This window comes from Duganella sp., assembly GCF_039595735.1.
In the GTDB taxonomy this organism is placed as follows: domain Bacteria; phylum Pseudomonadota; class Gammaproteobacteria; order Burkholderiales; family Burkholderiaceae_D; genus Rugamonas.
In genome coordinates this window covers 188640-214446 of record NZ_JBCNLB010000007.1, presented here as the reverse complement: position 1 = coordinate 214446, position 25807 = coordinate 188640, and the positions used below count along the sequence as shown (strand labels likewise).

The window sequence follows — 25807 nt, the reverse complement described above, 5'->3', positions numbered from 1 at the left end:
AATGAAACGCGACCTCGCCCCCACGCGGCTCGATCACATGATCGACATCGTCCAGCAGTACGCGCTGGACGAGCGGCGGGTGGCGACCAGCATTCCATTTTTATCGCTGCTGCGTTCTTCGCATCCCACGCCCGTTACCAAGGGCGTGCTCAAACCTTCGTGCTGCGTGATCCTGCAGGGGCACAAGCGCGTGATCCTGGCCGATGAGGTGCTTGATTACGGCCCCGGCGAGTATCTGGCGGTATCGGTCGACATGCCTGCTTCCGGCCACATCATCAATGCCACGCCGGACAAGCCCTACCTGCTGCTGAATATTGAACTCGATCCGCAGGAGATTGCGGCCATTGTGCTGGAGGCGCAAGTCAGCATCGACTCGCAGCAGCCGGAGCGCGGCGCCTTCGTCGGCCGCACCGACGACGCTTTGCAGGAAGCCTTATACCAGCTGGTGCGCCTGCTGCGCGCGCCGGCGGCGGAAGCGGCCTTCCTGGCGGTGGGCCTGAAGCGCGAAATCATCTACCGTATGCTGACCGGTCCCGACGGCCGTCATCTGTATCAGAACATCGTACTGGATCAGCAGGACCGCGGCATCAGCAAAGCCATCGCCTGGCTCAAGGACCATTACGACCAGCCAGTCAAGGTGGAAGACCTGGCGCAGGCCACCCATATGAGCGTCTCCAGTCTGCACCACCGCTTCAAGGCGGTGACCACCATGGGGCCGATGCAGTATCAAAAGCAGCTGCGGCTGCAGCAGGCGCGCACCCTGCTGCTGAACGGCGATGTCGACGCCACCACCGCCGCCTACAAGGTCGGCTACGAAAGCGCCTCGCAATTCAGCCGCGAGTACCGCCGCCTGTTTGGCGCGCCTCCCATGCAGGACATCAAAAAACTCCGGACCGCAACATGAAGATCAATAAAAAACGCTTGGTGCCGGTGGGCGTCTTGTTGTTCGTGTTCGCCATCGTGGGACTGATTGCCGATATCGCCTGGTCGGTGAAGCAGCAGCAGCTCGATCTCATCACCAACTTCTACAAGGACCATCTGGCGCGGCCGGAGGCGCGGCAGGCGAGCCAGCTGCCGTCCGGGTCTTTCTTTTCGAAAGCGCTGGAAGCGCTGGTCGACGCCAACCTGCAGCTGTGCGACAGCCTGTCGCGCGGCGACGATATCTGCGGCTACGGCGCCGATGGCGATGTATTCCTCGATGCGCAGGAGGTGCCGCCGACGCTGGATTTCGAACGTGCGCACTTCAAGGTCACGCGCGCCGGCGACAACATCATCGAGGCCAGCTTCAACATCAATCCCGACATGGGTTCCGCCTATGAGCGGCAAATCCGTTTCGTGCTGGTGGATGAGGAAGCCGGCTGGCGCGTCGACGATATGCTGTATGGGCAGGGCCGCTCGATGCGGCAGGAGCTGGAAAAGGAAAATCAGGCGGTACTGGCGCGCGCGCGTGACCTGGCCGATACCGCCGGCTGGGTGTTCAACTACCTGGGGAACGAAGACATGCTGGATCGCGCGGTGCGCTTCATCGCTTTTCCGGTGCAGGTATGCGACCAGTACGGCGTGTGCACGGCAATGAAGCGCGACGACATGCGTCTGATGCAGGCGCTGGATGCGCTGGCAGACAGCGGCACCGCTGCCGCCGTCCTGCCCAAGCCGGGAGAAATCCAGGCCAGTGAAGGCAAGGTCGTCTCGCTGCACGCCCTTGACTTCGCCTTCCAGAACAAGGCCTGGTGGGTTACGAAGATTGATTTGCGACGGTCTTCTTCTCCGCCTCAACCCAATCCTTGATGTGCGACTCCAGCACATCCATCGGCAGCGCGCCCGCGCCCAGCACGTGGTCGTGGAATTTGCGGATGTCGAAGCCGGCGCCTAACTCCTTGCGGGCGTAATCGCGCAGCTCAAGTATCTTCAGCTGGCCGATCTTGTAGCCCAGCGCCTGGCCTGGCCAGACGATGTAGCGGTCAGTCTCGCTCTGCACCTCCACTTCCTCGATGCCCGAGTGGTCGTGGAAGAAGTCCACCACCTGCTGGCGGTTCCACTGCTTGTAGTGCAAACCGGTATCGACCACCAGGCGGATCGCGCGCAGCATCTCATCCTGCAAATGGCCGTAGTAGCTGTAAGGATCTTGGTAGAAGCCCAGCTCCTCGCCCAGGCGTTCCGAATACAGCGCCCAGCCTTCCACATAGGCGGTGTAGCCGCCCTGCTGACGGAAGTCCGGCAGGCCCCTGATCTCCTGGGCGATGGTCAGCTGCATGTGGTGGCCCGGCACGCCTTCGTGCAGCGCCGTGGTTTCGATGCCGATGGTGGAACGGTGCTCGAAGTCGCCGGTGTTGACCATCACGCGGCCAGGGCGCTTGCCGTCCGGGGATCCCGGCATGTAGGAGGCGCCCGATGCGCCCTTCTCCGCGAATTCCTCGACCGGCTTGATTTCCACCTTATTCTTCGGCAGCACGCCGAACTGGTTGGTCAGCTGCGGGTACATCTGGTCGGTGTACTTCTGATAGAGATCGATGATCTCCTGGCGCGATTTGGGATGCAGCGCAGGATTGTCGGCGACCGCCTTGTTGAAGGTTTTCAGATCGCTGTAGCCCAGCTTTTTCGCGGTATCCAGCATCTGGCCTTCGATGCGCGCCACTTCGGACAGGCCCAGTTGGTGAATCTGTTCCGGCGTCATGGCGGTGGTGGTGGACGATTTGACCTTGAAGGCATAGCGCGCGCCGCCATCCGGCAGCGACCACATGCCCACTTCCTTGCGGCCATGCGGCAGGTACTTGGTCTTGGTGTAGACGGCCAGCTTTTTGTAGGCCGGCGACACGTCATTCTTCACGGCGGCCAGCACTTCCTTGCTCAGGCGCGCCTTGTCGGCGGCCGAGAACTCTTTCGGGAAGCGCTTCAGCGGTTCGGCGTAGGGCGAATCGGCCGGCTTCATGGCCGCCACGTCTTCGCACTGCTTGACGATTTTCGGAATCAGGAACTGCGGCGGCATCAGCTTGTCCTTGACGCCGTTTTCCATCTGCGCGCGGGTCTGGTCGAACAACTTGGGCAGGGTGTGCAGGCGCTTGATGTAGTCCTCGTAGTCCTTGACCGTCTCAAACGGCAGCGCGGCGACGATTTGCGGCGTGTCGAGGTGAACACCGGAGTTCTGCGCCAACGGCATTTCCCAATCCTTGAAGCGGGCGCCTTCCACGCTTTGGCGCAGCTGGCGCACCATCAGTTCGCGGTTCAGTTGTTCCTGCAGCGGGAAGCCGGTGGTGTCCACGGCCTCAAACCGCTTGAGGAAATCGGCGCTGGCCTTGAGGTCGGCGTCGATGCCGGCTTGCGAGAAGTCGGACCATTTGTCGTTGTAGCGCTTATCGCCCAGCAGCGATGCCCACTCCGGGCTGTTGCGCATGGTGTATTCCCACTGCTCTTTAATCAGCTGGTTCAGGGTCGCACGGCGCGCTTCCAGGTCGGGAGCGGCGCTGTCGGCATGGGCCACGCCCAGGATCAGGGAGAACAACAAGGCGCTGGCGGCGCCGATACGGGTAGTCGTTGTCATGTTGGCCTATCTTGTAAAAGTGTTGAGCGTGCACTGTAACCGCCAGCGCGGCAAGGCGCCGGGCAATTGTGACGAAATGCTAAAACGCCGGCATGGATTGCAGAATCAGGCAACCATGCTGCAGGAATCCCACTGATGCGCGAACGCGGCGATTTCTAGAATGGCTCCATCAACCTGCCAAGGAGCCTGTCATGCACACCATCGACCACATTTACATCAACGGCCAGTTCGTCACGCCGCACGGCGAGGAGCTGTTCGATCTTATCAATCCGACCACGGGCCGGCTGGACGGCCAGGTGCGCCTGGGCGACGCCGAAGACGCGCGCCGCGCCATCGCCGCCGCCAAAGCTGCCTTCCCGGCATTCTCGCGCACCACCAAGGCCGAGCGCGGCGCCATGTTGCAGCGTTTGCATGACGTAGTGCTGGCGCGCGCCGGTGATGCGGCGGCGGCGCAGGTCGAGGAATATGGCGGCCCGCTCAACACCAGCGTCGGCCGCTCGCGCTATACCGCCAAGATGTTCCTGGATGTCAAAAAAGTCATGGACGATCACGCCTTCGTGAAAACCGTGAACACCGCCAGGGTGGTGTTGGAGCCGGTCGGCGTGGTCGGCATCATCACGCCGTGGAATTCCAGCGCCTGGTTTATTGCCAACAAGGTGGCGACGGCGATAGCGGCCGGCTGCACGGTGGTGGTCAAGCCCAGCGAGCTGAGCGCACGCCAGAACCAGATCCTGACCGAATGTTTCCACGCAGCACAGCTGCCGCCGGGCGTGGTCAACATCGTCAACGGCCGCGGCGACGTGGTGGGCGCCGAACTGAGCGTGCATCCGGACGTGAATAAGATTTCCTTCACCGGCTCGACAGCGGTCGGCAAGAGTATTGCCCGCCTGGGCGTGGATACCATGAAACGGGTAACCCTGGAATTGGGCGGTAAAAGCGCCAATATTATTCTGGACGATGCGGACTTTGAAAAGGCGATTCCGGCCGCGATTCAAGCCTGCTTCATGAATAACGGCCAGGCCTGCATTGCCGGCAGCCGTCTGCTGGTGCCCGCAGAGAAACTGGAACGGGTAAAGCAGCTGGTGGCAACCGCCGTGAATGCGGTCAAGGTTGGCGATCCCCGTAATGCCGATAATACAATCGGCCCGCTGGTGAATCAAAAACAATTCGAGCGCGTGCAGCGTTATATTCAAATTGGCATTGACGAGGGCGCTGAATTGATCGCAGGCGGAGTGGGCAAACCCGCTGGCCTGGAGGCCGGTTATTTTGTCAAGCCAACCGCATTTATTCACGTCACCAATGATATGACGATTGCGCGAGAAGAAATCTTCGGCCCGGTATTATCGGTGCTGACTTATAAAACCGAAGAAGAAGCCATTCAAATCGCCAACGATACGCCATATGGTTTGCAGGCTTATATCAGCTCCACCAATCTGGAGCGCGCCAACCGTATTGCCCGCTCGATTATCGCCGGCCGCGTGCATATCAACGGCATCCACGACGATTTGATTGCGCCATTTGGCGGCTTCAAACAATCCGGCATCGGCCGCGAGTTCGGTCCATACGGCCTGGACAGCTACCTGGAACCCAAGGCGATTCTGGGCGTGGAAGCCCAATATCCGCGCTAAGCCCTTCAAACCCGGCCTTTTCATGCCAAAAATGAGCATGAAAGGGCCAGATTTCAGCATGAGGGCCTAGAAATGGATGAAGTCGTCGTTCTGACTGGGGAGGCGGCGCAAGACACCCCACAGCTTGCTGCGTGCCGCCATGAACACTGCCACGGGAATGATCAGTAATAAGGTAATCATATCTGCCTCCATATTTCGCACACCTGTGCGAAATTAATTTAAAAAAATGTTCAGGCGTGACCATACGCCGCAATCAGGCGGTCGAACGCGTTTAACATATATTTCCGTGCCGGCTCATCACGCAGGAAACGGCTATCGTGAATTAAACCCACCACCAGGCTATAAATTTCATAGACCAATTGCCCAGGATCGGTATCAGGCTTTAACTGGCCTAATTCGATGGCTTGTAAAATAGTTTTGCGCAAAGAAGCCCGCCATGCTTCTACGCCTTTTTGCAAACGATCGCGTAATGGGCCATTTTGATCGTCATATTCAAAAGCACCGGCGCTGTATAAACAGGAATTACGCAGGCTTTCATTTCCTACACGATTTGCCCAGGCATGAACTTGCGCAATTAAACGTGGCAAACCTTTAGGTTGTTGCAGTGAAGGCATAAATATCTCTTCTGCAAAGCGGCGGTCATATTCATCTAATACCGCGGTTTGCAAAGCCTCCAGCGAGCCGACGCGGGAAAATACCCCGCTTTTACTAATGCCGGTACGCTTGGCTAATTCACCCAGCGACAGCTTGCCGATGCCATCCGCCGCGGCCATATCCAATGCGGCATTAATGATGGTGGCGTAAGTCGCCTCGCTTTTTGCGGTCAAGGTATCCATGCCCGAACTTTAGCACAGGTGTGCGAAATTACAAGCAAAAAAACGGCGCGCAGCGTTTTCCGCTCCGCGCCGTTGCTGTCTCCTCCCGGCCGGCTTATCGTGCCAGGCGCTTCTCGAGGTCGGCTTTCACTGCCTTCAGTTCTTCAGGCAGGTGATAAGCCAGCTTGGTGAACAATTCTTCATGCAGCTTCAATTCTTCGCGCCATGCATCCTTGTCGATCGAGGTGATGGTTTCGAATTCTTCCGGCGAGAACGGGATGCCGTCCCACTTCAGGTCGCCAAAGCGCGGGGTGGTGCCGAAGATGTTTTCCACACCGCCAGCGTCGCCTTCGATGCGTTCCAGCATCCACTTCAGCACGCGCATATTGTCGCCGAAGCCAGGCCAGACGAAGTGGCCCTGCTCGTCGGTGCGGAACCAGTTGACACAGAAGATCTTCGGCAACACGGCACCGTCGATCTTGCCGACTTTTTCACCCAGGTTCAGCCAGTGCTGGAAGTAGTCGCTCATGTTGTAGCCGATGAACGGCAGCATGGCGAACGGATCGCGGCGCACCACGCCCATCTGGCCGGCAGCGGCAGCGGTGGTTTCCGAACCCATGGTCGCAGCCATGTACACGCCTTCCACCCAGTTACGGGCTTCGGTCACCAGCGGCACCGTGGTCGAACGACGACCGCCGAAGATGAAGGCCGAGATCGGCACGCCGGCTGGATCGTCCCAGGCCGGGTCGATCACCGGATTCTGGGTCGCGGCCACGGTGAAGCGGGCGTTCGGGTGAGCGGCCTTGGAGGTCGATTCCGGCGTCCAGTCCTTGCCTTGCCAGTCGATCAGGTGCTGCGGGGCCGGCTTGCTCAGGCCTTCCCACCAGACGTCGCCGTCATCGGTCAGCGCTACGTTGGTGAAGATGGTGTTCTCGCGCAGCGAGGCCATGCAGTTGTAGTTGGTTTTTTCGTTGGTGCCTGGCGCCACGCCGAAGTAGCCGGCTTCCGGGTTGATCGCGTACAGGCGGCCATCCTTGCCCGGCTTGATCCAGGCGATATCGTCGCCGATGGTGGTGATTTTCCAGCCTTTGAAGCTTTCTGGCGGAATCAGCATGGCGAAGTTGGTCTTGCCGCAAGCCGATGGGAAGGCGGCAGCCACGTAGTGCTTCTTGCCCTCTGGCGATTCCACGCCCAGGATCAGCATGTGTTCAGCCAGCCAGCCGGTATTGCCGTTCTGTGCATCCTGGAAACCCATGTTGGACGCGATACGCAGCGCAAAGCACTTCTTGCCCAGCAGCGCGTTGCCGCCATAGCCCGAACCGAAGGACCAGATTTCGCGGGTTTCCGGATAGTGCACGATGTACTTGGTGGCGTTGCACGGCCATGGCACGTCCTTCTGGCCGGCTTTCAGCGGAGCGCCCACGGTATGCACGCAAGGCACGAACTCGCCGTCGGTGCCCAGCACGTCGTAGACGGCTTTGCCCATGCGGGTCATGGTGCGCATATTGACCGCCACGTATGGGGAGTCCGACAGTTCCACGCCGATGTGGGCGATTGGCGAACCCAGCGGCCCCATCGAGAACGGCACCACGTACATGGTGCGGCCGACCATGCAGCCGTCGAACAGCGGATGCAGGGTGGCGCGCATTTCGGCCGGGTCCATCCAGTTGTTGGTCGGGCCGGCCTGTTCCTTGGTGGCCGAGCAAATGAAGGTGCGGTCTTCCACACGCGCCACGTCGGTCGGGTCCGAGCAGGCCAGGTAGGAATTAGGACGCTTTTCCTGGTTCAGCTTTTTCATGGTGCCGGCGGCAACCATTTCGCCGCACAGGCGGTCGTACTCTTCTTGCGAGCCATCGCACCAGTAAATGCGGTCCGGCTTGGTCAGGGCGGCGATCTCGGCCACCCAATTGATGAGCTTTTGCTGTTTGATGTAAGCTGGTGCGTTCAATGGTGCAACGCCACCCATTACAGGCTGGTTCATGGTGCTTCTCCAATGCTAATTAAAATTCTGTGGCGGCAGGATCGTCGTCAGCTTATGGCTTGGCGCTCAGAGCTCCATTCGAAATGGGTCGGCGGTCATACGGCGGTCGTTGCGCAGCCCGGATCTGGTCGTCGGGCTATGATTTGTCGGCCGATTGTACACCCCTCAACAGGTGTTCCATACAAAAATGTAGGAGAATTGGTTGACTAAAGTAGTAGGCTATTTGGCTTAACTCGGAACATGTTATTTCCCTACGAAATTAATCAAAACATCGCTTATCTTTCATGAAAATCGCCATTCTCGATGATTACCAAAATGCAACTCAGAGTCTGAAATGCTATGAGTTGTTGGCAGACCACGAAGTAAAAGTGTTCAACAGTACTACCCGGGGGCTGGGTCAGCTGGCGATCCGGCTGGCGCCTTTTGACGCCTTGGTACTGATCCGCGAGCGCACCGCGTTCAATCGTGCCCTGCTGACCAAGTTGCCGAATTTGAAACTGATTTCACAGACTGGCAAGCTGGCCGGCCATGTGGACGTGGCGGCCGCCACCGAGCTGGGGATTGCGATTGCCGAAGGGGTAGGCTCGCCCACCGCGCCGGCCGAGCTGACCTGGGCGCTGATCATGGCGGCGGCACGCAAGATCGTGCCCTATGCGAACAATCTGAAGGAAGGCCTGTGGCAGACCGCCTCGATCAACCCGCAGTTGAACGGGCTGGGCTTTGTGCTCAAGGGCCGCACGCTGGGCATCTGGGGCTATGGCAAGATCGGCCAGACCGTGGCCGGCTTCGGCCGCGCGTTTGGCATGCAGGTGATGGTCTGGGGCAGCGAAGCCAGCCGCGCCAAGGCGGTGGCCGACGGCCACGCGGCAGCCGCCTCGCGCGCGGCCTTCTTTGAACAGGCCGATGTGCTGAGCTTGCACCTGCGGCTGAATGAGGCCACCCGCGGCATCGTCAGCGCAGACGATCTGGCGCGTATGCGGCCGACGGCGCTGTTGGTCAACACCAGCCGCGCGGAACTGGTACAGACCGATGCGCTGGAGCAGGCGCTGCAGCAAGGCCGTCCGGGCTACGCGGCGCTGGATGTCTTCACTTCCGAGCCGTTGGCGGCAGATTCGCCGCTGTTGCGGATTCCGACCGTGCTGGCCACGCCGCACCTGGGCTACGTCGAGCAGGACAGCTACGAGCTGTACTTCCGCCATGCGTTCCAGAACGTGGTGGATTTCGCCAACGGTGCGCCGGCCAATATCCACAATCCCGCTTACGTCGCCAAGGCGCGCTAGTCGGTCTGCTCCGGCACTTCCGGCAGGCCGCTGAGGTTGATGCGCGGGGCGGGCATGACATGCACCTTGCTCCACAGCCCGGCCCAGCCGGGCGGCCAGCCGATGTCGGGGCCGGCATACGGCGGCAGCGCGGCACGCACCGGTATCACCGGCACCGGCGGCATGTCGGTCAGCGGGCCGCCGTCCGGACGCTGCATATCCAGGCTGTACATATAGCCGGGCAGCAGGGCATCGCACACCTGCGCAAACCAGGCGGTGTGATCTTCATCGCGTCCCAGCGCATGGGCCAGCCCTTGCGGATCGAACTTCGCCAGCGCGTGGATCAATTCCTCGGTGGTGGCGCCGGGCGTATCGCCCCAGCCCATCACCGGATTGCTGTTGTAGTCGGCGCCCGAACCATACCAGCCCTCGCGCCAGGAGCGCTGCATCCAGTCGCGCGGACCGGTAAACAAATGCCAGCGCCAGTGCAACCCGGACGGCTTGGGCCAGGAATACAGGTACAACTTCTGATAACCGGCCTTGTGCAGCTCGCGCACCACGGCCATCAGGCGCGCGTGCGGCATGCGGTCCGGCGGCGCGCGGCGGAACAGGATGGCCTCGCCGTCGGCAAACTGCACCTCGTCTGTGGACAGATTCAAATCGAGCGTGCGCGACTCGTTACCGAAGCGGGCGGAGATCCAGCCGGTCAGCAAATTGACCGTCGTGATCACGCCATAGCCACGGTGGCGATGGAAAATAACAGTGCCGGGAGCGAGCGCTTTCATAGTCTGCAAACGAACAAAGAAACCAGTGTAGACATAGTACGCCCAAGTTTCCAGTCCGGCGTATCGGTTATCATGCACATCATTTTCTTTAGTCTGAGCTTTTTATCATGACCTTGCGCATCCTCGCCACCGGCGGCACTTTCGACAAACATTACAACGAATTGAACGGCACCCTCGGCTTTGCCGACAGCCACGTGCCGGACCTGCTCAAGCGCTGCCGCCTGACCATCGACGTGGCGCTGGAACAGCTGCCGCTGATGGATTCGCTGGACATGGTGGACGCCGACCGCGAGCGCATCCTGGCCTCCTGCCGCGCCGCAGCGGAAAACGCCATCGTCATCATCCACGGCACCGACACCATGCCGCAGACCGCCCAGGTGCTGGGCCCGGCCAACCTCGGCAAGACCATTGTGCTGACCGGCGCCATGATTCCCTACGAAATCGCCAATTCCGACGCCCTGTTCAACCTCGGCTTTGCCGCCGGCGTGGCGCAGACCCTGCCGGCTGGCGTGTACGTCGCCATGAACGGCAAGATCTTCGCCTGGGACAATGTGCAGAAAAATAAAGCGGCCGGCTTGTTCCAGCCGCTGTAATGCTACTTGCGCGGCGGCGCGAACAGGTGCGGCGGCGTTTCCGGCGCGTAGATATTCAACTGCAAGTGGCTGCCGGCCTGTTCACGTAACGGATCGAGACCGGGCGCCGCCACTTCCGCCTGATAGCTGGCCAGCGCCTGCACCAGGTCGCGCACCCGCAGGCTCATCACCTTGGCGGTGACGGCTTCCGCGTTTTTCGCGCCATTCAGCGCGGTCAGTTGAGCGCTGCTCAGGCCGGCCGTCTGGGCGGTGGTGAAGACATTGGCCTGCGCCGGCGTGAACGCACTGAGCTGGGCGGTCGACAAGACCTTCAGCTGGGCGCTGCCCAGGGCGCGCAAGTCCGACGTTTCCATCGCGGCCAGGTCTTCCTTCTCCAGCGCCACCAGGGTGGTCTTGCTCAGCGCGCCGACCTGCGCATACGTCAGCCCCACCATCTGATCGGTGGTCAGGGCCACGGCCTGCGCCGTGCTCAGGCTGGCGATGACCTGGGTGGACAAGCCGCCAAATTGCGCGCTGCTGATGGCCGCCATATCGCGCGTGGACAGCGACTGGTACTGACGCGAACTCAAGCCCGCCAATTGCTGCGAACCCAGCGCGGCAAACTGCGCATCGCTCAACGCTTGCAGCGACGCGGTCGACATGATGCCCACCTGGCGCGCATTCAGCGCGGCAATCTGCTCGGTATTCAAGGCTGCCACAGTGGCGGTCGACAGCGTGGCCACCACGCTGGTATTCAGCGCCGCCACATCTTGCGCCTCCATGCTGGCGACAATGGCGGTGTCAAGCGCGCGGAACTGGTTGCTGCTCAGGGCCGCCGATTGCGCCACGGTCAGCGCACGCACCTGATCGCTGGACAGCGTGCGCAACTGATCGTAACGCAGGCCGGCCAATGCAGCCGGTTTCAGGGCGGCGATTTCTTCCGGCAGCATCTGCGCCATCAGCGCGGTCGACAGGGCGCCGATATGGTGACTGCCCAGGCCGGATGCTTGCGCGGTGGTCAGTCCCAGAATCTGGTCGCTGCGCAGCACGGCGAACTGCTGGGCGCTCAGGCCGGAAATGGCGGCGCCGCTGAGGGCGGCAAAATCCTCCTGCTCCAGCGCGGCAATCACCTTGGTCGACAAGGCGCCGACCTGGGCGGCAGTCAGGCGTGCGGCCTGGTCGCTGGTCAGCGCCACGGCTTGCGCGGCCGTCATGCCGGACAGGGCGGCCGTGCGCAATTGCGCGATCTGGCTGGTGCTCAGATAGCTGATGTCATGCGCGGTCCCGCCCAGCGCGGCAAACTGGGCGGAATTCAGGGCAGCGATAAACGCGGCCGGCAGGGCGCCCAGGTTTTCCGCTTGAATTGCCGCCAGATTTTTGGTCGACAGGCCGCCCAGCTGCGCCGCGTTCAGGCTGGCCACCTGCGCCGTGCTGAGCGCGAGGAACTGGTCGCTGCGCAAGGCATTCAGACTGGCCGAGGTCAGGGCCGCCATCTGGCGCGGCGTCAGGGCGGCCATCTTGTCGGCGTCAAGCAAAGTCAGCAGGCGTGTGGCCAAGCCGTTGATGGCGCCGGTGCCGAGCGCGGCCAGTTCCTCCTTGTCCAGCGCGGCAAAGGTGCTGGTCGACAGCATATTCACCTGGCGGCTGGTGAGCCCGCTCAAGCCGGCGGTGCTTAGCGCATGCAGGCGCTCGACGTTGAGCGCCTGCACCTGGCGCGTGCCCAGCGCGCCGACCTGATGGCTGCGCAGCGCCTGCAACTGATCCGTGCCCAGCGCCAGCAGCTGATTCACATTCAGCACGCCCACCTGCTGGGTGCTGAGCGCGGCCAGATCTTCGGTTTCAATCGCGGCCAGTTCGGTGTTGCTGAACTGCGCCAGCAGCGCCGTGCCCAGCGCCGCCATCTGGCGCGTGCTGAAAGCGGCCACCTGATCGGTGCGGAACATGTCGACGCCGGGCGTACGCTGGGTCGGCAGGAAAGGCAGTTGGGTGACGGTGAGGGCGCTGATTTGATCAGTGGTCAGCGCGTGCATCTGCGCGGCGGTCAATCCGCGCAACTGCATTTCGCGCAGCAGCGTCAGTTGCTGGGTCTGCATGGCGGCCAAGGCCTCGGGCCGGATGCCGCCCATGCCTTTTGCGCTCAGCACCAGCGCCTGCGACACCGTCAGCGCGGCCAGCTGGCTGGCGGTGAGCGCGGCGGTAAAGCCGGTGGTCTGGGTGGCGACGGTCAACTGCGACAAGCCCAGCGCCGCGAAGTCGGCATCTTCCAGCGCGGTGACGCTGGCGGCCGGCAGCGCCGACAATTGCTTGGCGCTGAGCGCGCGGGCTTGGGCGGTGGTCATGGCGACCACGTACTGGGTAGGCAGCGCTGCAAAGTCAGCAGGGGTAAGGCTGGCGATCAGACGCGTGCCGCCGGCCGCGAACTGCGCGGTCGTCATGGCAGGATTTAAGCTCATGGATTTTCCTTTTATCGTACGCTGAAATGGATCGGCGGACGAAACCCGGCCGCCGCACACGCGGCTAGCCGGGGGAACAGGAAATCCGGGGTCAGGTCCGTCATTTCTACACGGCCTCAACCGTAGCGGCCGCTACGGTTGAGGCCGTGTAGAAATGGCGGACCTGACCCCGGAGTTTAGCGTGGCAGGGCGAACAGGCTTTGAGCGGCGGTGCCTGGTTGCAGGGCTTTCAGGCGCTGGCTGTCGTGCTCGGTGTGCACGGCGTCGCTGAGCGGCGCGGCGGCCGCGTAGTGCTGCAAGACGTCGCCCAGGCGCGCGGCATGCCGCGTCAGCTGGCCGCTGGCCGGCAGCGGCGTGGCGGTGCCGCTGTCAAAGCGGGACAGCGCCTGCGCCAGGCCGCTAACCTGGCCGCTGAGGCCTTGCGCAAACCAGACGTCGGCCGCCGCATGCGACTGGCCATCGTCGGTGGTGTAGGTCGAGGTCAGGCCAAGGATGTTGCCATGGTCGACCACGCCACCGCGCTGCACGTCGAGGTTGAGGCTGGCGATGTGCAACTCGGCCAGCGTCTTCAGCTCGCCGGCCTGGCTGACGCCGTCCGCGTCAGCGTCAATCCATACCCGCAGCTCGCCAAACTGCGCGTCCTGCGCATCGATCCTGCCGTCGGCATTGCCGTCCAGCGCGGCCAGCGCTTCGTAGCCGTGGCTGGCGGTGCGGCCATCGGCCAGCCGGGTGGCCGAGCCGAACAGCTCGCCCCCATCGTTGATGACGCCATCGTGGTTGCGGTCCAGCGCCAGCAGGCCGTCGCCGGAACCGACCCAGCCGGTGGCGCGCTGGGTGCCGCTGGCTGCCAGGTCGAATTGCACCCCCGCTTCCAGGCCCAGCGTGCGCACGCCGTTGCCGTCCAGGTCCAGCACCAGCGGCGTGACAAACGGCATGGCCGCTTTCTGTTCGCCGCTGAACGCGGCCTGCTGCGTGGCCGACAGCGCATGGTATTGCGCCGAGGTCATCACGTGGGTCTGGGTGGTGGTCAGTTGCGCCAGCTGGGCGTTGCTGAAGGCCGTCATCTGGAACGGCGACAGCGCGCGGATTTGCTGCGTGCCCAGGCTGGCGATGTCCTGCACTTCTATCGCTTTCAGGTTGGCCTGGCCCAGGTCGGCAATCATGGCGGTGCTGAGCGCCGCCAGCTGCGCGCCCGAGAAGGCCGCCACTTGCACCGCCGTGAACTGGTTGGCGCTGTCGCTCGGCTTGAGCGCGGCCATCTGCGCCAGGGTCAGCGCCTGCACCTGCGCTACGGTTAGCGCCAGCAATTGTTCGTCACTCAGCGCGCGGATCACGCTGGTGCCCAGCACGGCAATGTCCACCGCCTCTACCGCTGCCAGCGCAGCCGGCCGCAGGCGCGCGATGGCGGCCGAGTTGAGCGCGGCAAACTGCGCCTCGCTCAGCGCCTGCAGCTGCGCGGCATTCATCGCCGCCAGCAGGTTGCCGTCGCGCGCGGCTGCGTTCAGCAGCGTGGGGCTGATCGATGCCACGTCTTCCAGATCCAGGTAAGCCACTTGCGCGGCCGACAGCGTGGCCAGTTGCGCGCTGCCCAGCACGCCCACTTGCTCGGCGCTGAGGGCGGCAATCTGGTTGCCTTTCAGGGCCAGCAGCTGCTGGGTCTTCAGTGCCGCCACCGCCGACAATTTCAGCGCCGCGATGTCTTGCGCCTCGAACGCGCCCACCACGGTCAGCGGCAGCGCAGCCATTTGCGCGCCGCTCAGCGCCGCCACCTGTTCCACCGTCAGCGCCACCGCCTGCGCCGAGGTCAGGCCGGCAAAGGCCTTGGTGGCCAGCGCGGCAATCTGCGCCGTGCTCAGGACCGAGATGCCGGCGCCCTTGCCGCCCAGCGCGTTCATCTGGTCCGAGGTCAGGCCGGCAATCGCGGCCACGCTGACCGCCGCCAGCGTCTCGACGCCGAGCGCGCCGACATTGGCTGGCGCCAGGCTGCCGAACTGGGCCGCCGTCAGCGCATGCACCTGATCCGAGGTCAGGGCGCCAAACTGGTTGATGCTGAGGCCACTCAATTGCAAGGTGCTCAGCGCCGCCACCGCCGCCGTGCTCAATCCGGCCAACTGTGCGCCGCTCAGGGTGTGCAGGAAGGTCGGCGACAGGGCATTGACCTGCTTCAGGCTCAGCGCCGCCAGCTGATCGGCGCTGAAGGCCTGGATTTGCGCGAGGGTGAGGAATTGCAGCGCGCTGGTGTTGATGGCGGCAATCTGCGCCGTACTCAGCAAGCCGACGTTGGCGGCCGCGCCGGCTCCGGTCGCGCCCAGCGCGGCAATCTGCGCGCCCGACAGGGCTGCCACTGCTTGCGTGCTCAGCACGGCCACATCGGTATCAAGCGCGCTGATGGCGGCCAGCGACAGACCAGCCACCTGGCGGGTACCCAGCGCCGCCACCTGTTCCTCGGTCAGCGCTGTGATTTGCGGCGCCCGCAGGGCGGCCATCTGTTGCGAACTCAGGCTGACAATCTGGCGCGTGCCCATGCCTTGCAGCTGCGCCTCCGACAGGCGCGACAGGGCGCCAGCGCTGAGGCCGGCAACGGCCTGGGTATTCAATGCGGCGATGTCGTCGACCGAAAGGGCGGCAATCCTGGCATCGGTCAGCCCGTTGATCTGGCGACTGCCCAGCACGGCCACCTGGTCGGTGCTCAGCACCGCCAGCTGGGCGGCCGTCAGCGCGCCCATTTGCGCAGCGGTCAGGCCCAGCACGGCGCGCGTTTGCAGCGCCATCACATCCTCTTCCTCCAGCCTGGCGATGGCGGCCAGCGACAGCGCGCCCAGCTGGCTGCTGCTCATCACTGTCGCCTGGTCGACGCTGATGGCCACCGCCTGCGCGGCGGTCAGCCCACCCAGCGCGGCGGAACTCAGGGCGGCAAACTGGCCGGTGCTCAGCACGCCGAACTGGTCGGCGGTGAGGTTGGCCAGCTGCGCGGAGGACAGGCCGCGGATGGTGCTGGTTTTCACGGCAGCGATGTCTTCCAGGTCCAGCGCACGCACGCCGGCATACGACAGCGCCGCGAACTGGGCGCTGCTGAGCGCCGCCACCTGATCGGAAGTCAGCGCCTGCGCCTGCTGGGTGCGCAGGCCGGCCAGCGCGGCGGTGCGCAGCGCCGCAATCTGGCCGGTGCTCAAGGCCCAGATCACGCTTTCGCCGCTGCCATAGGGATCGTTGCCCAGCACGCTCAACTGCGCGGAATTCAGCGCGGCAATCGCCGCCGTTTTCAGCACGGCCAGGTTGTCGGTGCTGATGGCGGCGATTTCACGCAAGGCCAGGCCGCCCAGCTGTGCCGAGCTGAGCGCGGCAATCTGGGCCGAGCGCAGATTCAGCATCTGGTCGCTACTCAGGGCGTTCAGCTGGGCGGTGGTGAGCGCGCCCACCTGGCGCGTCGACAGCGACGCCACCTGGTCGGTGCTGAAGGCTGCCAGCGCGCGGCTGGACAGGCCGGCAATCACGCTGGTATTCAACACTGGAATATCGTTCAGTTCCAGTCCCTGCACACCATTCGAGCTCAGCGCGGAGAACTGGGCCGAGCTCAGCGCACCGATCTGGGCGCTGGTCAGGGCCGCCACCTGGTCGCTGCTGAGCACGGCAGCCTGGCGCGTGCTGAGCGCGGCCAGGGTGGCGGTGCGCAGCGCCGCGAGGTCGGCGGTTTCCAGCGCGACGATGTCCTGGGTGGTGAAAGCGCCCAGTTGCAGGCCGCTCAGCACGGCGGCCTGGGTGGTGCTCAGGGCCACGATCTGGTCGGTGGTGAGCACGCCGATGTGGCGCGTGCCCAGCGCGCTGATCTGGGTGGTGGTCAGCGCGCCAAACAGGTTGCCGGCCGGGTCGCCGCCCAGCGCCGCCAGCTGCGCGGTGCTGAGCGCCAGCAACATGGCCGTGCTGAGCACGCGCATGCCGTCGCTGCCGATGGCGGCAATGTCGTCACTGCCCAGGCCCGGCAGGTTGCGCGTGCCAAGGCCGACGATCTGGCGGCTGCCCAGCGTGGCCACTTGCTCCGGACTCAGCGCCAGCAACTGCTTGCTGCTGAAGACGGCAAATTGTTGCGAGCTCAGGCTGTTGAGCTGGTCCGAGTTGAGGCCGGCGATCATGTCAGCCGACAGGGTGGCAATGAACGCCGGCCCCAGCGCGGCCAGACTGTCGCTGTAGAAGCCGGCAATTGCATCGCTCGGCAGCGCAGCCAGCTGGCGGGTATTCAGGGCAAGGAATTGCGCCGGCGTCATGGCGCCCAGCTGGTCGCTGGTCAGGGCGGCAATTTGCTGCGTGCCCAGCGCGGCGATGGCGGCGGTGCGCAGGGCGGCAAAATCGGCCGCTTCCATGGCGGCCAGCGCTTCGGTGCGCAGGGCACGCGCCTGGTCGCTGCTGAATGCCGCCATCTGGCTGGTGCTCAGGGCCACCACCTCGTCGCTGCTCAGGCCGGCCAGGGTGTTGGTGCGCAGGGCGGCGATCTGGCGCGTGCTCAGCGCTTGCACATCCATGCTGAGCGCGCCCAGTTGCGCCGAGCTCAGCGCGGCAATCGCGCTGGTGCTCAGGGCGGCCACGCCGGCGCTGCTGATGGCGGCAATGGTGTCGGTGCTCAGGCTGGCGACCTGGCGCGTGGTCAGCGCGCCCACCTGCGCCGAGCGCAGGCTGGCCACCTGGTCGGTGGTCAGCGAGTTGAGCTGGCCAATGCTGAAGCCCGCCATCTGCTGCGTGGCCAGTCCGGCCAGCTGACTGGTGCTCAGCACCAGCAGCGTGTCGGTGGCAATCGAGGCAATGGTGCTGGTGGACAGCGCGCCAAAGTCATTGCTTTGCAAGCCCATCAGCGCTGGATAGTTGAGAGCGGCAAACTGCTTGCCGCTCAACACGCTCGCCTGCAGCGTGGTCAGCGCGCTCACCTGGCCGGCGTCCAGCAGCGCCACCTGGGCGGAAGTCAGGCTGGCGATCACGCTGGTGTTCAAGGCGGCAAAGTCGGCCGCTTCCAGCGCCGGCACCAGCCGCTGGCCGATGGCGGCAGCTTGCGCGCTGCTCAGCACGGCGGCCTGCGCGGTAGTCAGGGCCACGATCTGGTCGGTGGTGATGCCGCCCAGGGCGTTGGTGCGCAGCGCGGCGATCTGCGCGGTAGTCAGGACGCCAAACAGGCTGCCGCCGGCCGCCTCGCCCAGCACCGACAGCTGGGCCGAGTTCAAGGCATTGACCGCGGTGGTGCTGAGCGCGCGCATCGCCGCACTGCCCAGCACGTTGATATCATCGCTGCCCAGTGCGCCCATCTGCAGCGCGCCCAGGCCGACAATTTGGCGCGTGCTGAGCGCGGCGATCTGGGTGGTGGTGAAGGCATTGATCTGCGCGCTGCTCATCACGGCCAGATGGCGCGAGCCGAGGCCGGCCAGCTGCTGGGTGCTCAGCGCCGACAGCAATTGCGGGTTCAGCACCGGCACCGCGCTGGTGGTCAGCGCGGCCAGATCGGCGCTGGACAGACCGGCCAGGGTATCGCTGTTCAGGGCCGCCACCTGGCGGCTGCTCAGCACGGAAAACTGGGTGGTGCTGAAGGCCGCCAGCTGCTCGCTGCTCAGCACCGCCAGCTGCCTGGTGGACAGGGCGGCAATCGCATACGTCTTCAGCGCGGCGATGTCGGCGGCCGGCAGCGCCTGGAAAGCCGCAGTGCTCAGCGCGGCCACCTGGCTACTGCTCAGCGCGGCGGCCTGACGCGTGGTCAGCGATGCGGCCTGCTCCACGCCCAGCGTGGCCAGCACAGCGGGACGCAGCGCGGCGATCTGCGCCGTGGTGAGGGTGGCAAAGTCGCTGTGGTCGGCGCCGCCCAGCGCGGCGAACTGGCTGGTGCTCAGCGCGGCAATGGCGTTGGTACTGAGGTAGGGCAGGTCGCCGCCATCCAGCGCCAGCAGATCGTCCGACGACAGGCCGGCGATCTGGCGCGATTCCAGCGCGCTCAGCTGCGCCGTCCGCAGGTTGGCGATCTGGTCTACCGTCAGCCCGGCAAGCTGGGCGCTGCTGAGGGCCACGAGTTGCTGCGTGCTCAAGGCGCGGATCTGGTCGGTGCTCAGCTGCGACAACACATCCGTGCTCAGGCGCGCGATGGCGGCGCTGCTGAGCGCGGCAAGGTCGGCGGTCGGCAGCAGGATCAGGGCGTCGCTGTTGAGCGCTGCCACCTGCCGCGTGTTCAGCGCCGCGATCTGGGCAGTGGTGAACCCGGCCAGCTGGTCGGCGCTCAGCAGCGCCAGCTGGCGGGTCGACCAGCCGGCGATGGCGGCGGTTTTCAGCGCGCCGATGTCTGCCGCTTCCAGCACGGCCAGGTTGGCATCGTTGAGCGCGGCCAGTTGTGCCGCGCCCAGCGCGCCAGCCTGGCGGGTGGTCAGCGCGATCACCTGGTTCCCGGTCAGGGCCGCCACCTGCTTGCTGGTCAGCCCGGCAATCACTTGCGTGCTCAGGGCGGCAAAACCATCGTCGGCAATGGCCTGGATATCGTCGGTGGACAAGGCCGCGACCTGGCGGCTGCCCAGTGCGGCAAACTGTGCGCTGAGCATGACGGCAATGTCGGACACGTCCAGTGCGGCCAGGTTGGCGGCGCTCAGCGCGGCAACGTCGGCGGTTTCCATGGCGGTGATGAAGCCGGGCCGCATGCTCATGAAGGCCTTGGTGCCCAGCGCCGCCACTTGCGCCGTGCTCAGCGCGGCGATCTGGTCGTCGGTCAGCGCCCCCATCAGCGCCGGCGAGGCGGCGCCGGCGGCATTCAACACCGCCGGTTTGAGCGCAGCCACGTCCTGCGTGGTCATCACCGCCATGTTGGCGGGCGCCAGCGCGGCCAGCTGCAAGCTGGTGAAGGCTGCCACCTGGACCGGACGCAGCGCCATCACCTGCTCATCGGTCAAGTCCAGGATGTCCGCAGCCGTCCAGGCGGCAATCGCCGACACGGGCAAGTTGGCGATTTCTTGGGTGCTTAATCCGATCGGCCCGCTCATAAAATTCCTCTTTTGCTAAGACTTTTCACTATAGCAGAGATTGCCTTAATTTCCACATGGCAATAGCGAATTTTCTTGCAGCGCGCCACAAAAAAAATGCCGCGAAATCAACGACTTCGCGGCATTTTTAATTAAACGGCAAGGACTGGATCAGGCCTTGGCTTCGCCGCCCAGCGCTTCCACCACGTCGGCCATCAGCTTGGACAGCTCGCCGGTCATCAGCATGAAGTCGCCGTCGAAACGCTCGTCGTCGTTGCGCACGCCGGCGTCTTTTTCATCCAGCACGTCCAGCGGCTTGACGCCCTTGATCGCCAGCTGTTCGGTCAGCACGAAGGAAATCTTGCTTTCCCAGGTCATGGCCAGGCGGGTGCATTGCTTGCCGGCCGCAATGTGGCGGCGCACTTCTTCCGGGTCCAGCGAGTGCTTGACGTAACGCACCGCGGCCTTGCTTTCGCCGGTGGCGCGCAGTTCGGTGTCCATGTCGACCGTGAAACCGGCCGGCGCTTCGTCGGTTTGCAGCCATTCGGTCATCACGCCCACCGGCGAACGCTGCACGCGCAGGCTTTCCAGCGGCATGCGGTCGACCGCTTTCAGCAGCAGCTTGATGACTTCGTCAGCCTTGGCCGGGCTGGCCGCATCCACCACCAGCCAGCCGTTGACCGGATCGATCCAGGTCCAGACATTGCTGCGGATCGAGAACGCGCGCGGCAGCAGTTCGTCGGCCACGCGTTCTTTCAATTCTTTCATGGCTTTTTTGCCGGGCGCGAAGCCCTGGGCTTCTTCCATCTCGGCCGCGCGCGCCTTGGCCACCTGATTGATCACGGTGTTGGGCAGCAGTTTTTTCTCGGTGCCCAGCAGGATCAGCATTTGCTTGTTGACCACGTGGACCAGGCCGCCATTCGGACGCGGCTTGTCCCAGCCCTGGCGCAGCAATTCATTGCTGCTGGCCGGGGTGAAGGCCTGGCTGGCCAGCGCGCTTTCCAGTTGTTCGGGGGTGTAGGCCCAAGGGGCCGGCAGACGGTAAATCTGTAGATTCTTGAACCACATAAAGTTGATAGGCCTTGTTTCAGAAGTAAAAGCAAAAGGAGCGCCATTTTACACGGTGGCGCCGCGCCGGGTTCAGGCAAACAGCTCGCCTTGCACCGGTTGTGGCATCCGCGCCATGGCGCCGGGCGGTTCCAGCGTGCTGGCGCGCACGCCGAGCAGGCGCAGCTTGCGTTGCAGCGGCACCCGTTTCAAACATTCGCGCGCGGCCTGCAGGATGGCGCCGGCATCGGCCACCGGCAGCGGCAAGGTGACGTTGCGGCTGACGATCTGGAAATCGTCATAGCGCAGCTTGATGCTGATGGTGCGGCTGACATAGCCCTTGCGCTTGAGATCGTCCGCCAGCCGCGCGCACAGCGTGGTCAGGATGCCGGACAGGGTGTCGCGGTCGTGGCGCGCATGCAGGTCGCGCTCGAAGGTGGTTTCGCGCGAGATCGACTTGCTCTCGCGGCTGGTGGAAATGCCGCGCTCATCGATGCCGCGCGCGGCGCGCGCCAGCCACGCCGCGTAATGCGCGCCGAAATAATCCTGCAGCAGGCCGGCGTCGGTATGCGCCAGCTGGCCGATGGTTTCGATCCCCAGCGAGGCCAGCTTGGCCGTCGCCTTGGGGCCGATGCCGTTCACCTTGCGCACATTCAGCGGCCAGATGCGCGTGGGGAGGTCCTCAAAGCCGAGCACGGTCAGGCCATTGGGCTTTTCCAGGTCCGAGCAGATTTTCGACAACAGCTTGTTGGGCGTGACGCCGATCGAACAGGTCAGCCCGGTGGCATCGAACACTGCCTGCTTGATGCGCGCCGCCAGTTCACGCGTCTCGCCTTCCACATGGGTCAGGTCGACAAAGATTTCATCAATGCCGCGGTCTTCGATATCGGGCGCGATGCTGGCCACCGCTTCCTTGAACAAACGCGAATAATGGCGATAGGCGTCGAAGGTGGCCGGCAGCAGGATGGCGTCCGGCGCCAGCTTGGCCGCCTTCATCATGCCCATGGCCGAGCCGACGCCAAAGGCGCGCGCCTCGTAGGTGGCCGTGGTAATCACGCCACGCCCGACGTAATCGCGCAGGCGCTTGAAGATGTACGAACCATCTTCGCGCTGCTCCGGCGCATAACCGCGCCCGCCGATCACCACCGGCTGGCCGCGCAGTTGCGGATAGCGCAGCAGCTCGACCGATGCGAAAAACGCATCCATGTCGATGTGGGCAATGCGGCGGTCGGCGTCGGCCATGATGCAGAAACAATACTGTAAATAAACACAGTATCCATCGAAAGCCGCCGACATGCAAGTTGCCGGTGCTACACTAATCGCCATGACCAAGCGCCTGACTACTGTTTTGCTGGCATCGTGGCTGCCGCTGGCACCGGCGCTGGCCGCCGCGCCGGCCCCTTGCCCGCCCGCCACCGCCGGCGTCAGCGACCTGGGCTATTCCTCCTACCTGGACAACGGCGCCATTCGCGGCAGCAATATCGACGTGCTGGAAGAGTTGCAAAAGCGCAGCGGCTGCAAGCTGACGGTGCGCTGGTATCCGCGCAGCCGCTTGTACGCGCAATTCTTCAGCCAGCAACTGGACCTGACCGGGGCCTCGCTGCGCACCGCCGAGCGCGACCGCTACGGCACCTGGCTGCCCTACACCTACACCCATTTCGAGCTGGTGCTGCTGAACCGGGAGGCCGGCAAATTCCGCAGCCTGGCCGAATTCGTCGCGCGCAGCACGGCGCGCCTGAACATCACGCGCGGCATCACCTATTCCGCGCAAACCCAAGCCCAGCTGGACCGCCTGCAACAGCTGGGGCGGCTGGAATACGTCAATGATTACAGCGTGGTGTTCCGCAAGATCCAGGCCGGCCGCGCCGAGGGCACGCTGGCGCCGGCCACCATCCACCTGCTTAACCAGCGGCGCTTTGGCATGGTCGGCCAGATGAGCGTGAGCAGCGTGACCGAATCGCCGCGCACTATGGTGGGCCTGTACGTCTCGCACAAAGTGGCGCCGGAAGTGCTGCAGCGTTACGCCGACGCGCTGCGCTCCATCGTGGCCGACGGCACCATGCAGAAATTCTATGAGCGCTATCTGGGCGCCGAAGCCACGCAGCGGCTGTACCACGACGATGCGCGCGACATTCTCGATGCGCTGCCGCCGCCGCGCTAGGCGCTAGCGCTGCCTGAACCAGTTGGCCGTGGCGCCGTCCGCCGGGAAAAAGGATTCCACCCGCAACTCGTGCACGGTGACGTCATGCGGCGTGCCCAGGGTGGCAATGGTGGTAAACATGTTGAGCTCGATGCCATCCTTGCGCAAGATCATCGGCAGGAACGGCAAGGCGCGGCGGTCAAGGTTGGGGAGGCGCGGCATGTCGGCAATGCCGGCCAGCGCCAGCAGATCGCTCAACAGCTGCGTGGCTTCACTGCCGGGGCCATCGCTCATGGCTTCGCGCTGTATCCACAGCAGCAGGTCGGCGCTGACCTCTTCCCAGTTGGGCAGGTAGCGGCGCAGGCCGTTCGGGTCCAGCGTCTGGCGGATCACGTTGAGGGAGCCGTCGACAGGGAAGTTCACTTCCGGCGGCAGGCCGTGCAGCCAGCGCAGCATGTGCGCGGCAGGCTCATTCAACATCAGCAGATTCCACAGGCGGTCCACCACCAGCGCCGGATAGGGCGCCTGTTGCGCCAGCATGAATTCCAGCGCCTGACGCACGGCGCCGAGCTCGGGATCGGACAGATTGCGCTCCTGGTAGGCCGGCGCGTAGCCGGCCGCCAGCAGCATGGCGTTACGTTGTCGCAAGGGCACCTGCAGCACCATGCCCAGCTTCAGGATCAACTCCTTGCTGGGCTGGGAGCGGCCGCTTTCCAGGAAGCTGATGTGACGCTGCGAGATCGCGCTCTCGGTCGACAACTTCAGCTGGCTGTAGCCGCGCTTGCCGCGCCAGTACTTCAGGGCGGCGGCAAAGTCGCTGAAGTACTGCTCGCGTGCGGTCATGGCGTCTCCGTATGGATGGGATGGCGTAATCTATCACGCCGCGTTGAGGAAGCCGGTCACGCTGGCCAGCCGGCCGTCGGCCGCCACCCGCGCCACGTCAGTGCCGTAGGCCACCGGCTTGCCGTCGGGGGCGGCCAGCGTCCACGAGAAGCGCACCACGTCGTTGTGGCCGTCCGGCGTGCCATGCAACGCAAAGCGATGGCCCGGGAAGTGGCTTTGCGCGCCGGCGATCATGGCGTCGATGCCGTCATGACCGCTGCCGCGCATCATCGGATCGAGATAGTCGGCGTCCAGACTGAAGGTGCGGGCCACCAGCGCGCGGCGGGCGGCGGCGTCGCGCTCGTTCCAGACAGCCAGGTACTGGGTGGCGATGTTGGCTGGGTTGCTCATGATGATCTCCTTTGCTTGAGGTGGTTAGGAAGCCTCATTGTGCGGAGATCCCTCGATGGCGGCGATTACGTCCCAGGTAATCGCCGCACCGCCGTCACCACCAGCACCGCGCCGGCCAGCAGGCTGGCGGCGATCAGGTAAATGCCGGCGGCGGTGCTGCTGGTGGCGTCGCGAATCGCGCCCACCAGATACGGCGCCACGAAGCCGGCCAGGTTGCCGATCGAGTTGATCATCGCAATGCCGGCCGCCGCCGCCGTGCCGCCCAGCAGCGCGGTCGGCAGGCTCCAGAAAATCGGGAAGGTGCTGAGGATGCCCGCGGTGGCCACGCTCAGTGCCGCCAGCGCGATCGCGGTGTTGTCGCTGTAGACGGTGGCGGCCACCAGACCCAGTGCGCCAGCCAGCGCGGCGCAGGCGGTGTGCCAGCGGCGCTCGCCGCTGCGGTCGGAGTGGCGCGCGGCCAGCACCATGGTGACCGCCGCAACCAGGTACGGTATGGCCGACAGCAGGCCGATATCGAACAAGTCCTTGACGCCGCTGTTCTTGATCAGCTGCGGCAGCCAGAAGCTGACGCCGTACAAGCCCATCACGCACAAAAAGTAGACCAGCGCCAGCAGCCACACCGTGCCGCTGCGGAACAGCTGCGCCAGCGGCAGGTGGTGTTGCTGGATGCGATCGGCGGCGATATCGCGCTGCAGCGCCTGTTTGTCCGCTTCGCTCAGCCAGCGCGCGGCGCGGATGCCGTCATCGAGATAGAACAGGGTCCACACGCCCAGCAGTACCGAGGGCAAGCCTTCCAGCAGGAACAACCACTGCCAGCCGTTCCAGCCATTGAGGCCGGCGAAGGCCTTCATGATCCAGCCGGACAGCGGCCCGCCAACCACGCCGGCCACCGCCACGCCGCTCATGAACAGCGCCACCATGCGCGCGCGGCGCCGGGCCGGATACCAGTAGGTGAGGTACAGGATGATGCCGGGGAAAAAGCCGGCCTCGGCCGCGCCCAGCAAAAAGCGCAGCACGTAGAACGTGGCCACGCTGTTGGTGAACATCAGTGCCGAGGAAATCAGGCCCCAGCTGATCATGATGCGGGCAATCCAGATGCGCGCGCCGGCACGCGTCATCAACAGATTCGAGGGCACCTCGAAAATGAAGTAGCCGATGAAAAAGATGCCAGCGCCCACGCCGTAGACGGCATCGCTGAACTGCAGGTCGGCCTGCATCTGCAGTTTGGCGAAGCCGACGTTCACGCGGTCCAGGTAGGCCGCCACGAAGCACAGGAACAGGAAAGGCATCAGCCGCCAGCTGACGCGTTTGTACAAAAGGTCAAGGTTGTCATTCATCGGTGTGTCAAACAATTTTCTAAATTATTTTCAAAAACCCTTGCG

At 64.2% G+C, this 25807-nt stretch carries 17 protein-coding genes; 6 read left to right on the top strand and 11 right to left on the bottom strand.

Annotation, left to right across the window (positions count from 1 at the left end):
- Position 1 precedes the first annotated feature (1 nt).
- Together ABDW57_RS15360 and ABDW57_RS15355 are read left to right on the top strand one after the other, a co-directional pair.
- Positions 2-904, top strand: coding sequence for an AraC family transcriptional regulator (locus ABDW57_RS15360; RefSeq protein ID WP_343731046.1), 903 nt, complete (start codon positions 2-4; stop codon positions 902-904).
- Positions 901-1788 (top strand): hypothetical protein, encoded by an 888-nt coding sequence (locus ABDW57_RS15355; protein WP_343731045.1) that lies wholly within the window; start codon positions 901-903, stop codon positions 1786-1788. Before ABDW57_RS15360 ends, ABDW57_RS15355 begins: the two co-directional genes overlap by 4 nt.
- Here the strand turns inward: ABDW57_RS15355 and ABDW57_RS15350 are convergent.
- Positions 1736-3538, bottom strand: coding sequence for a DUF885 family protein (locus ABDW57_RS15350; protein ID WP_343731044.1), 1803 nt, complete (start codon positions 3536-3538; stop codon positions 1736-1738). The two genes, ABDW57_RS15355 and ABDW57_RS15350, sit on opposite strands and share 53 nt — an antisense overlap.
- 191 nt (positions 3539-3729) lie before the next feature.
- Between ABDW57_RS15350 and ABDW57_RS15345 the strand changes: the two genes are divergently transcribed.
- Positions 3730-5166 (top strand): aldehyde dehydrogenase family protein, encoded by a 1437-nt coding sequence (locus ABDW57_RS15345; protein ID WP_343731043.1) that lies wholly within the window; start codon positions 3730-3732, stop codon positions 5164-5166.
- Between the two features lie 230 nt (positions 5167-5396).
- Here the strand turns inward: ABDW57_RS15345 and ABDW57_RS15340 are convergent, their stop codons facing one another.
- Together ABDW57_RS15340 and ABDW57_RS15335 are read right to left on the bottom strand one after the other, a co-directional pair.
- The gene (locus ABDW57_RS15340) at positions 5397-6002 is read right to left on the bottom strand and encodes a TetR/AcrR family transcriptional regulator (protein ID WP_343731042.1); all 606 of its coding nucleotides are present in this window, start codon (positions 6000-6002) and stop codon (positions 5397-5399) included.
- Positions 6003-6096: 94 nt separating this feature from the next.
- The gene (locus ABDW57_RS15335; protein ID WP_343731041.1) at positions 6097-7962 is read right to left on the bottom strand and encodes a phosphoenolpyruvate carboxykinase (GTP); all 1866 of its coding nucleotides are present in this window, start codon (positions 7960-7962) and stop codon (positions 6097-6099) included.
- A 284-nt stretch (positions 7963-8246) separates the two neighbouring features.
- Here ABDW57_RS15335 and ABDW57_RS15330 point away from each other — a divergent pair, with 284 nt between their 5' ends.
- On the top strand, positions 8247-9242 hold the full coding sequence (locus ABDW57_RS15330) for a D-2-hydroxyacid dehydrogenase family protein (RefSeq protein WP_343731040.1): 996 nt from the start codon (positions 8247-8249) through the stop codon (positions 9240-9242).
- Here ABDW57_RS15330 and ABDW57_RS15325 read toward each other — a convergent pair.
- A complete protein-coding gene (locus ABDW57_RS15325; RefSeq protein WP_343731039.1) occupies positions 9239-10006 on the bottom strand; it encodes an L-asparaginase in 768 nt (255 codons plus the stop codon). The two genes, ABDW57_RS15330 and ABDW57_RS15325, sit on opposite strands and share 4 nt — an antisense overlap.
- 107 nt (positions 10007-10113) lie before the next feature.
- On the opposite strand from ABDW57_RS15325, the gene ABDW57_RS15320 reads away from it, so the two are divergent.
- On the top strand, positions 10114-10599 hold the full coding sequence (locus tag ABDW57_RS15320) for an asparaginase domain-containing protein (RefSeq protein ID WP_343731038.1): 486 nt from the start codon (positions 10114-10116) through the stop codon (positions 10597-10599).
- Positions 10600-10601: 2 nt separating this feature from the next.
- Here the strand turns inward: ABDW57_RS15320 and ABDW57_RS15315 are convergent, their stop codons facing one another.
- The 4 genes from ABDW57_RS15315 to dinB form a co-directional block, all read right to left on the bottom strand.
- Positions 10602-13031 (bottom strand): hypothetical protein, encoded by a 2430-nt coding sequence (locus tag ABDW57_RS15315; RefSeq protein ID WP_343731037.1) that lies wholly within the window; start codon positions 13029-13031, stop codon positions 10602-10604.
- 176 nt (positions 13032-13207) lie between these two features.
- Positions 13208-20026 (bottom strand): hypothetical protein, encoded by a 6819-nt coding sequence (locus ABDW57_RS15310; protein WP_343731036.1) that lies wholly within the window; start codon positions 20024-20026, stop codon positions 13208-13210.
- A gap of 150 nt (positions 20027-20176) precedes the next feature.
- On the bottom strand, positions 20177-21073 hold the full coding sequence (locus ABDW57_RS15305; protein ID WP_343731035.1) for a recombination-associated protein RdgC: 897 nt from the start codon (positions 21071-21073) through the stop codon (positions 20177-20179).
- Between the two features lie 72 nt (positions 21074-21145).
- On the bottom strand, positions 21146-22294 hold the full coding sequence (dinB, locus tag ABDW57_RS15300) for a DNA polymerase IV (protein ID WP_343731034.1): 1149 nt from the start codon (positions 22292-22294) through the stop codon (positions 21146-21148).
- A gap of 82 nt (positions 22295-22376) precedes the next feature.
- On the opposite strand from dinB, the gene ABDW57_RS15295 reads away from it, so the two are divergent.
- Positions 22377-23213, top strand: coding sequence for a transporter substrate-binding domain-containing protein (locus ABDW57_RS15295; RefSeq protein WP_343731033.1), 837 nt, complete (start codon positions 22377-22379; stop codon positions 23211-23213).
- A 3-nt stretch (positions 23214-23216) separates the two neighbouring features.
- On the opposite strand, the gene ABDW57_RS15290 is transcribed toward ABDW57_RS15295, so the two are convergent.
- From ABDW57_RS15290 to ABDW57_RS15280, 3 genes are all read right to left on the bottom strand, one after another.
- Complete coding sequence (locus ABDW57_RS15290; protein WP_343731032.1) at positions 23217-24035, bottom strand: helix-turn-helix transcriptional regulator; 819 nt, start codon at positions 24033-24035, stop codon at positions 23217-23219.
- A 33-nt stretch (positions 24036-24068) separates the two neighbouring features.
- The gene (locus ABDW57_RS15285) at positions 24069-24425 is read right to left on the bottom strand and encodes a nuclear transport factor 2 family protein (RefSeq protein WP_343731031.1); all 357 of its coding nucleotides are present in this window, start codon (positions 24423-24425) and stop codon (positions 24069-24071) included.
- 65 nt (positions 24426-24490) lie between these two features.
- Positions 24491-25762 (bottom strand): MFS transporter, encoded by a 1272-nt coding sequence (locus ABDW57_RS15280; RefSeq protein WP_343731030.1) that lies wholly within the window; start codon positions 25760-25762, stop codon positions 24491-24493.
- Between the last annotated feature and the right edge of the window lie 45 nt (positions 25763-25807).